Raw genomic sequence first — 13385 nt, forward strand, 5'->3', positions numbered from 1 at the left:
CGATATTCACAATTAGGGCTAGCTACTCCGTGACTTGCCTCGAGCTTTTAATTTTCATAGTTCTGGGCGGTTTTAAGGTTGGAATATTCTAGGCAACTTCGGTTGCATTCCTTGGCGATGCGAATCCAAAGTCAAGGGGAAGAGGCATCATGGTCTGGGGTGTCATGGCAGGAATCGGTCTTCTTATGGCACCTTACATATTCCTACCATTCAACCACAATTATAAGCTGCCATTACTCATTTCGTGAATAATAGGCTTAGGATATCATTGATATTCTATGGATGCATACCTAACGTGTACAATGTGGAGAAGAAATCCAAGAACCCCCTGAGTGATATAGTGAACGGCTACTCAATATTCACAATTATTGCCATGTTCTTCTTTGGCTTCCCACTTCTCAACGTTCTACACTAATTCAATTTTTATGACCTTAATTTTTAATCTTTTTCATTACCACAATGTGCTCATTAAGCATTGTATTCATGGTTTCACCAGCAACATTTGTAGGGCTATTCTTTATAGGCATCCTTTTATTTGGTATTTCCCTTATATAAGTATTTATATGGTCAAAACCATAATATTCAAAGAAATCCTTTATTGCCTCTGATGTAGGCAATATAACAGAGCTTACTGTCCTATTGGCGACAACATAGCATGAATATCCATTTAGCTTAATAATTTTAGAGACATTTTTAATTGACATTTGTAAATCATTATAAAAAGATGCAACCTCCAATGCCCTTTTATTATTTTTAGATGCTATTATATTTATAGCTTCGTTTAAAGTTTTTGATGGAAAATCAGGAATGGACTTTAATTTTATTCCACCCATAAGTTTTTTATCAATATTTTCATTGATTAGAGATAACCATTGTGATGATAACCTTGAATATTGGCCATATGCAACTGTTGTATGGGAATCACCATATGGTGGGGATGTCACTACAATATCAGCATAGTCTTCTTTTATATTATTATTAGGTATTTCATTTACAGAGTTGTACCCATATATTTTTATTTCAGGCATTTTATCTAATTTTTTAATTTTCCTTATAAATTCCGCCAATCCTTTTACATTTCTATGGAGCTTTTCATTTATAATTATAAATGGATCAGGATTCCATTTACTTAATTTTTCTTTACTATATCTAAATAATTTAAATTCATTTCTTCTAGTGTTTGAGCTTTCTCTTACAGTTTCACTGAATGCTATTTTAAAAAATAGATTTATATGATCGTCTTCTATTAAATTTATAAATGCCTTGATTTTGCCCAGTTTTATTATAACATTATTATTAAACCAGAAATCTATATTTTTTATTTCAGGTATTTCTGGTTTTAAGTTATTAACTTTTTCATTAAATTCTTCAATGCATTCTAAAAGTTTCTTTATATTTATATTGTAATCTGATTTAGACTGTGCTATAAGCCTAGCTAAAGGATTTAAATCAGTGCCTATGCCATCTATACCCATGAGCATCCCTTCTACTAATGAAGTACCTGTTCCGCAGTAAGGATCAAATAATGTTTTTGCTTCTTTGCCATATATTGATAATAACTTATTTGCAACTTGAGGTATCATCCTTGCAGGGTAATCATGGTAAATATGTGTATATCCTCTTGTATTTGCGTTATTGAATGTCCAATCATCCACTTTAGTTATTATGCTATCACCTCTGACATGGAAAAAATTAATGGTAAATCCTTTTCATGAACTCTAAAGCCGGTGCCATGGTTTCTAGCCATTGTGCCTTTGTCATGGAGCCTTAAATCTATTAATATAACTCCATTCTTAATGCTTTCTTTTAAAATATCCTTAGTTGTACCTTTTAATAATAATGCTTTATAGAATTCAAAGTATTCATCATCTCCCCTAAATTCTGATCTGGCATAAACTAATACTAAGGCAGGTATCTTATTGTTAAATTGCTCTTGAAGGTCAGAAAATTTCCATCTTACTAGTACATTGCCGTCAATATGCCTTACAGAAACCGCATCATTTTCTAAATATAAATATAATCCTGCGCTGTTTTGGGTGAAGCTCATTGTAAAATAAAGGCCAAGCCTGCCATTGATATCTTTTGTCCCATACCTTTTAACAGCCTCTAAAGGATCCATTATCCATGCGCCCCTATTAAAGGTAAACAATGTAATCATATTATCTGAATTATATCTATGTGCTTTTAGTTCTGCTCCTTCGAGATCTGGTAGATTAATATTATTTTCCTTTATTCCAAGATATGTTTCTAATGTTTTGCCTACGCCAGTAGGGCCTTTTCTTAATGATTTTATAAACCCCAGTTTTTTTATTTTATTAAATCTAGTAATAAATTCATTAATATCCATTAATCCACCTATGATTATCTTTCAAATAAATTTAAACATTTGTATATTAATAAGGAATCATGAAAAACAATAAATTTATTAAGGAATTCATTTCAGGATATGACACTATGGTATATTGTGTTTAATACACTGATAACAGGCAAGACTGCTAGGATATGGGAAGAAACAACTGATCGGAGGAATATATGATATATAGGAATAGACATAGCTAAGAAAAAGTTTGATTACTGCATTATAAATAATGAAATGAATAAATTAAGAACATTATAATTATAAATAATAACAATGGTTTCAAAGAGTTTTAAAAAATAATAGAAGTGTAATAGATTAAATGACAATAAATTAATGATAGCATGCTTCAATAAGCTATTGAATACCATATATTCCGTAATGAAGAATAATACCAATTTTAAGGATCCAGAAATAATAAATTAAACAATAACATTCGAAAATATCAAGGAGACCAGAGTAAGCTCTAACAATTATGTATAATAAATAAAAATAGTAAAATTAATATGGTATACTATTTCATAAGTGCTTCTATTTTTTCCTTTATTGTCTGTTCTATTAATTTCTCTATATCCGATATGTTTATATTGCCATATTCCATATTTTATTACCTCCTGCTTTCAAAAGAGGTATTTCTCCCTGTTATTTAATGATCATTTCATTATTAACAGGGGGATTTATATTTACACAAAATATGGTACACAACCTTTAAATTTTATTAACTGAAGGTTTTTATGCAGTTACACATTATAAATTAAATTTTTTAAATTATAATATTTTCCTCTAAATATTTGGATTTAAACAATAGCCTGATTATTTGTATGAATTACATAAAATCGAAAAATTAAAATTTTTCTAAAATTTTAACAGAAAAATTATAATAATATTTAAATATTGAACTATTTTATCATTTTATGACTGCTAATTCTAAAAAACTTAAGGAAAACTCAATAGGTTTCTGGGGTGTTGTTTTTTATGCTGTATCGGTAATATTTCCGGCAGGGGCATTTGCTGTTACCGGCGTCACCGCAATGACCTATGGTGGGGAAACTGCACCGCTGGCATTTCTCATTGGAGGAATAACACTATTTCTGGCAATTATTGCCATTTATGTTTTCAGTGAACATATAAACAATGCAGGCGGATATTATAAGTATGTTGAGGCCGGCACACAGAATAGGGTTTTCTCAAAAAGCGTTGGCTTATGGAATGCATTCTGGGTTATTGGTGATATGATTGCAGCCAGCATTGTTGTTGGCTGGTTCACGTGGGTTGGTTTATCAACCCTTCTGGGTATAACAATTCCATTATATGGCGTGGTTTTGTTATCATTAATCGTTCCAGTGCTTTACCTGATGGTGGGATATTTTGGAATAAAGGTTGCATCAGGAACAGCAATCACCATTGGCATGCTCCAGCTAATTATTTTTTCGGTACTTGCAATAGGCTTTGTGACAAAAGCGCATTATAATAGCCTGGTATATTTTAATATCAACAATTCCCTTGACGGTCTTCACGGCTTCTTCCTTGCCATGGTAGTTGGGGCATTCCTGGCATATGGTGGTTATGGCTCTGTTGTATCCCTCGGCGAGGAGGCAAAATTATCAAAACATAACCTTAAAAAATCAATTATTGTGGCCCTTCTGATCATGGTTGCATTCGATACCTTTGTTGTTTACAGTATTGTTGCTGCAGCCGGGCCGAATCTGGCAACTGTGGATGGGTCATTTGCACCGGGACTTTACATAGCCCAGCAGTTTTATGGTCTTGATATAGCTGTATTTGCATTTATTTTTGTTGTCATTGCACAGATATTTTCACCGGTTATATTCGGAAATAGCGGGGCAAGGACATTATTCGCACTTGCCAGGGATGGGCTGATGCCAGAGAGCTTTTCAAGGGTACACAAAAAATATGGCAGTCCTTATGTTGCAACCATATGGTTATTCCTGATTGTTGTTATTGGAGTATTGCTAACAATAGTGCCAATGGTTTATTATTATGGTGAATCAAATGGCCTTTTTGACAGTTTTGCATTATGGGGCACTGCAATAACAATATTCACCCTTCTTTACCATATAGCCACAAATAATTCCCTGGCACTATTTATAAAAAAGAAAAAATTAAAAATGAAACCCATATCTTATATTATAGCACCAACCGCAGCATCTGTACTAATGGCCATAGCCATTTATTATTCTCTTTTGGGCCTGACAATGCCCCTTTCTGTTATATACATATTAATACCTGCATGGATAATCATTGGCGTAATAATAATATATGCAAGGAGGAACTCAACAAATGTTGAAACAATTGACGAGTTAACAGGGGATTAATGATGGTTAAACCTGAATTTAAACCATTTACATTAGAGATTGATGGCGCATCAGAATTTTATGTGAAAAGTGGAAATAATCTTATATTAGATTTTTCCGGATCGGCAATGACAACAGGTTACAATTTCATAAAACCGGAATGGCTGGTGCCGCAGGTAAGCAGCCTTGTATTCAGAAATTTTTATAAATGTGAATTAAAAAATACGCTTAAAAAATTATCCGGATTTGAAAATTCGGCTTTCACCACAAGCGGAACAGAGGCCTGCGACACAGCACTAACAAGATATGGTTTTCCGGTTATTTCCCTTGAGGGTGCCTACCATGGATTAACATATCTAACAAAGATTGTTTCAAATGGTACCGGATATGATATAAATAATAGAATAATCCATCTAAAGATACCTGATAATAAAATTTCAGTGGAAAATGCCATTGAATATAACAACAGCCTGATTAAAAAAAGTCCATTTTCATTGGATAATGGAACAGTTATAATAGAACTTATACAGTCAGATGGGGGTGTGAATGTTTTACCAAAAGAGTTTATAAATTACATAATCGAAATATCAAAGAATCTTGGGTTTCATTTAATTGTTGATGAGGTATATACTGGTTATGGCCGGTCCGGTGAAATGTTTTTATTTAAAAAATACAATATAAAACCAGATATGGTTTGCATTGGCAAGGGCATGGCTGCCGGCCTTCCACTTGGGGCGGTTTTATATAATAACTCCTGGGATTTGCCATATAATGATGTATTAAGCATGCAGGGCGGTAATATGTTTACCTCAAGGGTGGCACTTGAGGTTATTAAATCACTTGATGAAAAAAGGTTAGATTTTGTCAGGAATAATGGTGTTAATATAATTAAAAAACTGTTGAAGATTTCAAATGATAAAATATCATCTGTAAGGGGGCTTGGATTTATGATTGGAATTGAATTCTCTGATGATGTTGGCAATCCTGATCCGGAATATGCATTAAACATTAGAAACAGATTATTTTCTGATAATCTGGCATGTTCGCTTACAGGTGAATCAAATAATGTATTAAAGATCACACCACCTGTGCTTATAGATAAAGAAACGCTGGATTCAGGAATTGAAAAAATTATTAATGTACTTGAAGAATAATATTTAGAAATGTCAAAATCAAAGGTATTTAGTTATTTACCAATGAAAAATCAGGAAGATTAAATTATATAATTAAATGATTGGGGCCTTATTTTAACAGATCGTGTACCATATTCTGTGTATTTATAAAGGGTACCTCCTATTGAATATATTTTTAATCTCATCATGGCATTTATATTATCCATTCATGTTCCTGAATGACTGCTAAGAATCGAAACGTATTGATTTTAAATAAAATATCTTCATTGCAGAGTCCTCATCAGGGAATGATAATGCTACTTTAACTATTCTTTTTATTACTTCGTTTATTCTAAATTTGGAAAATAATCAATAACAATGAAATTTAAAATCGGCATATAAAATCAAGTTTTGTCATGAAATATAAAGACTCAATGATTTAACATTATGAAGGTAACATAACGGCATGCCCAATTTTATAAGACTGTTTATAATCTGCTTAAATTGTACAGTATAATATACATAAAATATAATAGTATGTTCAGTATACTGTACAATAATGGTAACAATTGATGATTTCAAATATGTTTTAGCGCTCTGGAAGGAATATAAAATACCAAATATGATAGAACGTGATATGCACATTGATCTGGAAACTGATAAGATAATTGCAATTGCCGGTTCAAGGAGAACAGGTAAAACCTATATCATGTTTCAGTGCATGACTGAACTTTTAAAAAAAGGCATTAAAAATGATAATATTATTTATGTGAATTTTGAAAACGAGAGACTTGTAGGAATAGTTGCATCAGATCTTGACAACCTTCTCATTGCCCATAAGGAACTTTTCAACCCTGATGGTACCATATACCTTTTTCTTGATGAAATTCAGGTTGTTGAAAACTGGGATAAATGGGTTAGAAAAATCTATGACATGGGAAAATATAGAATTATTGTAACAGGTTCCTCATCTGAATTGTTAAGCAGTGAAATTGCCACCTCGCTTGCAGGCAGAAACCTCACATATATTGTTTATCCATTCTCTTTTAAGGAATATGTGGCCGCAAAGGGGCTAAAAATTAACAAACTGTATAAATATTCTATTGAGAAAGGAACCGTATTAAAGTTGGTTGATGATTTTTTGGAATATGGGTCATTTCCTGAAATCGCAATGACAGACAAACCATCAAGAAAACTTGAACTTCTTTCATCCTACTTTGATGCAATTTTCTTCAGGGATATAGTGAGAAGATACAATATCAGAGAGGTTGGAGATTTAAACATATTTCTAAGAATTCTTTCCAGCAGCTATGCCTCCTATTTCAGTTCGGTAAAGGCGTTAAATTATTTCAGAAGTACCGGAAGGAGAATAAGCAGAATAACACTGTTAAATTTTCTTTACTATTCCAAATCTGTCTTTCTCGTAAATATACTTGAGAAATATGAAAAGAGTGTACAGAAGCGCATGGCCACGCAATCAAAGATCTATATAACAGATATAGGCATTTCCCGGCTTTTCTCCGACATTGATAGGGGAAGGGCACTGGAAAACGCAGTTTTTATGGAATTATTGAAGAATGCTTCTCCTGCTATGAGTATAAATTATCTTAAGCTAAAATCAGGAAAGGAAGTGGATTTCATTCTTACTGGAAAAAATATAGAACTCATACAGGTTTCTTACTCAGTGTCGGACCCTGGCACAAGATCCAGGGAAACGTCTGCCCTTGTGGAAGCCGCAATGAACCTTGGTTTGAATACCGGGAAAATAATAACCTATGATTATGAAGGAGAAGAATCAATCAATGGTATTTTAATAAAGTATATTCCATTCTGGTTATGGGCTTTATTTAACTTCTAAATATTGATTTATGTTATGGCACCGATTATTATAAAATAAACCCTCTTTTAATGGTCTTTTGGATTAATAATATTATTATGTTATCCCAAAATGAGTTCATCCCTGCCGATAATTCTTTTAAAGCATCCTGTGATAAAAACTTCATCACATCATTTTTATAAATAATCAATGTAATAGACCAAAAAGTCAAGAAAACGGCCATGCAACAAACCAGAAATGGCACCGGCCTTTGCCCCTGTCTTTGACATGATAAGTTCTGGTCATTATCCAACATTTTAACAAAATTATTGATTTAGAAATTATTTAAGGTTAAGAAGCCATTTCCAGAGGGGTATAAAAATTATCTTTTCACCATTCTTTTCGATATATCCCTCATAATCCCATGTTATAATGAGAAGGTCATGGCACTTAAAATATCTTGCACCGGCCAAAAGCGCAGAAATTTCCCTGGAATTAATATCACTTATATCTGATATATATGTTACCTGGATTAATTGAATGATCTTTAGTGAATCATATAAAACAAAATCAATTTCTTTACCATCAGCCTTTCCGTATTCTTTCCAGTAAGCTATACTAAAGTTATTTTCCATGCCTCTCTTATTTAAGTCCAAAAATACTATGTTTTCCATTAATCTCGGAATGGACATTTCATTTTTAAGCGAATTTATTATTCCAGAATCTATAACATATATTTTCTTCCGGTATGATAATTTCTTATTCTCCGACCGGCTGTATATTTTTAGATAGAACATAAAGAATACCTCCTCGGAATCATACAAAAATTCCAGCAGTTTATTTTTACTTATTTTATAACCAGCTGATTTGAATATACCGTAAATTTTTGATATGCTAAAATATTTTGAATATATTGATATTATATATTTTAAAAAGGCATCCAGGACATTAACTTCGGAAATATTGAAATGTTCTGCCATATCCATTGAGAAAATTGTATTATAATAAGATCTCAATATTCTTAATTTATTATCATTATTTTTTTCTATAACAACCTCAGGATATCCACCATATTCAAGATAATTTCTAAGCTCAGAAATAATATATCCTTTATTGTCAGTGAATCCTGTTAGGTAAGAATATTCCTTCCCATTAAATTCAAGATATTCCCTGAAGTTTAGTGGCATTATAACATATTCAAGGTTTCTTCCCCTTAAGGAGGTTGAAATCTCACGGCTTAATAATTTCGATGATGAGCCTGATAAATAAATTCTAAATTGTTTTGTATCGTAGAGCCTTCTTATATATTTTTCCCAGTTTTCTATATTCTGAATTTCATCAAAAAATAGGTAAATATTTTTCTCTTTATCAGGATTTGCCATTTCATAAAATATAGGTATTATATCATCAAGATCGGAGATTTTTATATTTATTAATCTATCGTCCTCAAAATTTATATACAGTATATTATTCTTCGGTTCGGTTTTTAATAGTTCATTAATTACAAAATATAAAAAATATGTTTTGCCCGATCTTCTTGGTCCTATCACTGTAATAATTTTTTCAGATTTTAATGGTATATTTATGTCTCTTTTACGTGCATATGGTAAATCTCCTGTTAACCATTCAGAGATAACTTTTCTAAATGCTAATTTACTGCCTTCCATGTAAATGTAATACAAAGTTATATAAAATTGTTTTCTTATAAAACAATATATGTTATATTTTGTTTTTTTATAAAACAAATTAATATTAGATACATAATGTATCATACTAAGGATACGGACAACATATTTTATAAATTTATTATATAATTAGTAATAATAAAAATATATTTTTAATACTGATTATAATCCATGCAGATTAAGTATCGATCGGGCATCATATTCTATGTATTGATAAATGATACCATTTACTAAACATGTATTTAACATCATCATTGCATTTATAGCAATTCATCAATCCTATATATTAGCACAGAATTTTGGTATAATCTATGGTATGTGATTAAGGCGTATGGTATTTACCAGCACAATGTGTCAGTCAATAAAATCGGAGTTCTACCGAATTGTACTAAATGATAAATTAGGAAATCAGGATATATTAATGTATTCACTAATAACAGCAGGCAATATAAGTTTGGATGCAAAAATCCTATACATAATCTACCATTACCGCTTTATACAAGGTTTAAGGTATACTATTTAATAACATCATTAACTGATTTTCTTAAAGGGCCAATGAATGAAAAATGTCTATATGATGTAAATCCAAAGATACTAGAACAGGCGGCCGCAACACCAAGGTCATGGTAAAGGGTTTTAACACTAATAAAGAATGGGTTTGTAACACCTGTAGATTTTGAGGGTTATTAGGTCATGAGCCAGGTTCAGCGTTCTATTCATTTTACCGTAAGTATATGGAGGATAGGGGGTAATAATAAAGAATGAAGACCTTGACACTGGAACAGTTGGGAAAGAAAATAAGTTAAGTGATATTAACAAAAAAAGAAAGAAAAAATGAGGTGAAAAATATGGCAAAAGGTGGAGCAATTATTGATGTGGTGAATAGAAAGGTAGATAATACATATGATGCGTTATTTCCAGCATTAAAGGATTTATATGATCAGGGAATTTTATACACAGAAAAGGTATTTGACCAGAAAATACCAAGGTGGGAACATGGAGAGTATCTCGGTGATGAGACAGTAACCATGCACAAACTTATACTTGATCCTGATGTAGATAGATTTATATTAGGTGTACTTGATGATGTTGCAAATTACCCAAGGCTTAATCCAACAGAGAGATATGAAGTTTGGGCACATTTTAAACTTAAATTCAGCAAACTATATTTCATTATTAACAGGGGAATTTATATTTAAACAAAATATGGTAAACAACCTAAATAAAAAATGAGGCTTTTTAATAATTACTTAAAATAACAAAATAAGTAAGGTAGAATCAAAAATAGGTTCTCGTATTGAAAATAATGTGATGTATGAGAAAATATACCTTATATTAAAAAAGTGATGCAGAATTAAGGTGATTATAAAGTATCGGAAAATGTTATTGCAAATGAACAGGAGAAAGTATATAATAAGCGCAATTTTTACGGGAAATCTAATACCATAAATCTATATTATTAAAAATATTATTACATTTAAGAGATTACCAAAATATATATTTAGAAACGTAGATATTTATATTAGTCTCTTATATTATAATATGGATAACAAAATGTCCCAACTAATAAATAAACATATAGAAATAGCTAAGAAATTTATAGAGGATTTAAGGAAAGATAAGGATATAGTTGGGGTGGTTCTATTAGGTGGTGCGGCCAGGGGATATGCAGATGAATATTCAGATATCGACCTCGGAATATTTTACAATTATAATACCAATTTAGTACCCGGAGAAAGAATATTTAAAAATTTTGATTTGGATATAATGCTATTTGAATACAATTCATGGTTAAATGCCAAATGGTCACATGAACAGAGGCAGGCATTTAAAGAGGGCATTTTATTATTAGATCACGATAATAAAATCTATAATTTGTTGCAAAGCAAATTGATTTATGGCGACGAGGAAAGGGCACAGGATATAATAAACATTCTTATGAAATTAAAATGGAAGGGATTTTCTATAGAAAAATACGAAATACCCAAAAATTATGAATTTAAACTACCTCCAGACCTAATGTATAAACGAGGCTGTCTGGAGTGTTCGTATATACTATTAAATGAATCCATTGACCTCTTCTTACAGCTTCTTTACTGTTTAAACCATGAGTTCATACCTGACACCAAGTGGCGCCTATATAATTCATATAAATTAATTTGGCTCCCTGAAAATTATAAGGAGAACATAACAAAATTGATTAAAACCACTGAAATATCTATAGATAATTTAATGATTAAAGTTAATGTCCTGAACTCAATGATCTCAGAAGCCATTGAGGTCATAAGCCATGAGAATATAATTACAAGTAAGACATATTTAGATTTTATTTATGAAGGTGATGAATATAGAACAAAACCATAAATTTATAATTAGAAAGGCAGAACCAAAAGATTATGGTTCCATTGCAAATATGATCAATGTGGGTTCTGCCTCTGGTGCATTCAGCTACAAAGTTACAGATGCAAAAAAGTTAAAAAAATACATAGAGGCGAATGTTTATCAAAACTATAATATTTTTGTTTATGAAAACGAAAATGGTATTTTAGGCTATATGGATATATTTTCATCTGGAAACGTTGGGACAATATTGGGGATTTTCGTGGATGAAAAATATAGAAAAATGGGCATTGGAACAGATATGCTGAATCTAATAATCAAAAAATTTGAAGAATATGGATGTTACAAAATTGTAACAGAAGTTTATGGGGATAATTATAAAAGTATAAACTTTTTTACAAAAAACAATTTTAAAATTGAATGCAGGATGAGTGATATGGAGTTCCATAAGGACATATTAGTTTTTACCAGATACATTTAAATTTTTTATTTCATTATGAAAATCCATATAGGCCACTATATGGCTGGGCTTCCTAAATTTTAATATTCTTTCTGCTATTTTTGTGGGAATGTTAACACTTTCTAAAGATAATGCAGTGGTTATTAGGGATGCTAAAAGCAGGGGTTTATCAAGGAATAATGAAGATGCCGCACCAATAATTCCTATTGTTATATCTACTTTATCCTTTATTTTGTTATTTTGTGATTTATTATAAACATTAACAGCGTCGTTAATTTGCTTGAATTCCTCTTCAAGCGCAATTTTTCTATCCACTATTTTTTCCCTATCCATTCTTTCATTGATTGCCCTATCCAACTCAAATAATGCTTTTCTGGCCTTTTCTGTATCAATCTGCAATGCAGTATCTATTCCTGATGGGAAATACACGCCGTTATTCCTTAAAAGTTCAATACCAACGTCGGTGGGAAATTCCATAATTTTTTTAGACTGGCCGATTTTATCTTTAAGTAATGGTGATATATCCTTATATGCGTCCGAATTAAGAGGATTTTCAATAGAGTACTTATCAATGGGTGTTATACCTTCCAGTGAGTAAAATACAGGATCTGTAAGAAACGAGGAATATGTATATATTAAATTATATATTTCCTCAGGAGAATATTTACCGCCGGTGAGTTTATCAAAAAGGGATTTATATCCAAGTGCACCTAGCTGGGTTAAGATGTTCTTGGCTGTATTTTCAATTTCATTTTCAAATTTATTAACATACGCATCCCATTTAATTTTTTTGGCATAATCGAATAACTTCCCATCAAATATTTTATTTGAAATCTCTGAATAATTATTTTCAGGATTGATAAATTTCAAATACATATCATTTCTTATTTGTGATGATGGGGCGTTTTCTATTATCTCATCCATATAATCTAAATTTTCATAGGCGACGGGATCAGAATCCAGATTAATTGATACTCTATTTCTTTCCTGGAGTTCAATTAAATAATCCAATGATATTTTTAATTTCTTTTCTAATGCCTCCCTATTTTTAAACGGCGGTACATTAATTATTATATCATCTAAATATGGTATCAAGGCGTATACTGGTTTATCAAATATGTAATAACCATAAGTTTTGCGACTATTTACTTCGGGTAGTTTAAGCTCTGGAAATAATTTTTCTATTGAAAAATTTTCTGGTTTTCTATTTTTTAATAACTTTTCGGCTTTTTCATACTCCTGAAATCTCTTTTCAATTAATTGGGATTTTTCCATGCCAAAATAATAAACCTATATTTAGA

The 13385-nt window shown here is 31.2% G+C and carries 10 protein-coding genes; 6 read left to right on the plus strand and 4 right to left on the minus strand.

Annotated elements, in window-relative coordinates:
- Positions 1-431: 431 nt before the first annotated feature.
- Positions 432-1655, minus strand: a complete 1224-nt coding sequence (locus AOG54_RS05220) for a hypothetical protein (protein ID WP_197065872.1) — start codon at positions 1653-1655, stop codon at positions 432-434.
- Between the two features lie 8 nt (positions 1656-1663).
- A complete protein-coding gene (locus tag AOG54_RS05225) occupies positions 1664-2347 on the minus strand; it encodes an MvaI/BcnI family restriction endonuclease (RefSeq protein ID WP_048102294.1) in 684 nt (227 codons plus the stop codon).
- 923 nt (positions 2348-3270) lie between these two features.
- On the opposite strand from AOG54_RS05225, the gene AOG54_RS05230 reads away from it, so the two are divergent.
- The 3 genes from AOG54_RS05230 to AOG54_RS05240 all read left to right on the plus strand — a co-directional run bounded on the left by AOG54_RS05230 (position 3271) and on the right by AOG54_RS05240 (position 7641).
- The gene (locus tag AOG54_RS05230) at positions 3271-4692 is read left to right on the plus strand and encodes an APC family permease (RefSeq protein ID WP_055032505.1); all 1422 of its coding nucleotides are present in this window, start codon (positions 3271-3273) and stop codon (positions 4690-4692) included.
- Between the two features lie 2 nt (positions 4693-4694).
- Positions 4695-5825, plus strand: a complete 1131-nt coding sequence (locus tag AOG54_RS05235; protein WP_162200870.1) for an aminotransferase class III-fold pyridoxal phosphate-dependent enzyme — start codon at positions 4695-4697, stop codon at positions 5823-5825.
- Positions 5826-6342: 517 nt separating this feature from the next.
- A complete protein-coding gene (locus AOG54_RS05240; protein WP_054964176.1) occupies positions 6343-7641 on the plus strand; it encodes an ATP-binding protein in 1299 nt (432 codons plus the stop codon).
- A 299-nt stretch (positions 7642-7940) separates the two neighbouring features.
- Here AOG54_RS05240 and AOG54_RS05245 read toward each other — a convergent pair whose 3' ends face one another.
- Positions 7941-9266: an ATP-binding protein gene (locus AOG54_RS05245; RefSeq protein ID WP_054964177.1), complete on the minus strand. Its 1326-nt coding sequence runs from the start codon at positions 9264-9266 to the stop codon at positions 7941-7943.
- Between the two features lie 866 nt (positions 9267-10132).
- Between AOG54_RS05245 and AOG54_RS05250 the strand changes: the two genes are divergently transcribed.
- The 3 genes from AOG54_RS05250 (at position 10133) to AOG54_RS05260 (ending at position 12105) form a co-directional block, all read left to right on the plus strand.
- Entirely contained in the window at positions 10133-10483 is a 351-nt protein-coding gene (locus tag AOG54_RS05250; protein WP_156318726.1) for a hypothetical protein, read from the plus strand.
- A 343-nt stretch (positions 10484-10826) separates the two neighbouring features.
- Positions 10827-11648 carry a nucleotidyltransferase domain-containing protein gene (locus AOG54_RS05255; RefSeq protein ID WP_084779385.1) on the plus strand — a complete coding sequence of 274 codons (822 nt, stop codon included), beginning with the start codon at positions 10827-10829 and terminating at the stop codon, positions 11646-11648.
- A complete protein-coding gene (locus AOG54_RS05260; RefSeq protein WP_055032507.1) occupies positions 11626-12105 on the plus strand; it encodes a GNAT family N-acetyltransferase in 480 nt (159 codons plus the stop codon). The genes AOG54_RS05255 and AOG54_RS05260 overlap by 23 nt, the downstream gene beginning before the upstream one ends.
- Here the strand turns inward: AOG54_RS05260 and AOG54_RS05265 are convergent.
- The gene (locus tag AOG54_RS05265; protein ID WP_054963856.1) at positions 12082-13359 is read right to left on the minus strand and encodes a hypothetical protein; all 1278 of its coding nucleotides are present in this window, start codon (positions 13357-13359) and stop codon (positions 12082-12084) included. The genes AOG54_RS05260 and AOG54_RS05265 overlap by 24 nt on opposite strands.
- Positions 13360-13385 lie beyond the last annotated feature (26 nt).

This window comes from Acidiplasma aeolicum, from assembly GCF_001402945.1.
In the GTDB taxonomy this organism is placed as follows: domain Archaea; phylum Thermoplasmatota; class Thermoplasmata; order Thermoplasmatales; family Thermoplasmataceae; genus Acidiplasma; species Acidiplasma aeolicum.

Excerpts from the sequence above, each read along its gene's own strand:
- AOG54_RS05225 (WP_048102294.1), bottom strand. The coding sequence starts at position 2,347 with ATGGATATTAATGAATTTATTACTAGATTTAATAAAATAAAAAAACTG.
- AOG54_RS05230 (WP_055032505.1), top strand. The coding sequence starts at position 3,271 with ATGACTGCTAATTCTAAAAAACTTAAGGAAAACTCAATAGGTTTCTGG.
- AOG54_RS05235 (WP_162200870.1), top strand. The coding sequence starts at position 4,695 with ATGGTTAAACCTGAATTTAAACCATTTACATTAGAGATTGATGGCGCA.
- AOG54_RS05240 (WP_054964176.1), top strand. The coding sequence starts at position 6,343 with ATGGTAACAATTGATGATTTCAAATATGTTTTAGCGCTCTGGAAGGAA.
- AOG54_RS05245 (WP_054964177.1), bottom strand. The coding sequence starts at position 9,266 with ATGGAAGGCAGTAAATTAGCATTTAGAAAAGTTATCTCTGAATGGTTA.
- AOG54_RS05250 (WP_156318726.1), top strand. The coding sequence starts at position 10,133 with ATGGCAAAAGGTGGAGCAATTATTGATGTGGTGAATAGAAAGGTAGAT.
- AOG54_RS05255 (WP_084779385.1), top strand. The coding sequence starts at position 10,827 with ATGGATAACAAAATGTCCCAACTAATAAATAAACATATAGAAATAGCT.
- AOG54_RS05260 (WP_055032507.1), top strand. The coding sequence starts at position 11,626 with ATGAATATAGAACAAAACCATAAATTTATAATTAGAAAGGCAGAACCA.
- AOG54_RS05265 (WP_054963856.1), bottom strand. The coding sequence starts at position 13,359 with ATGGAAAAATCCCAATTAATTGAAAAGAGATTTCAGGAGTATGAAAAA.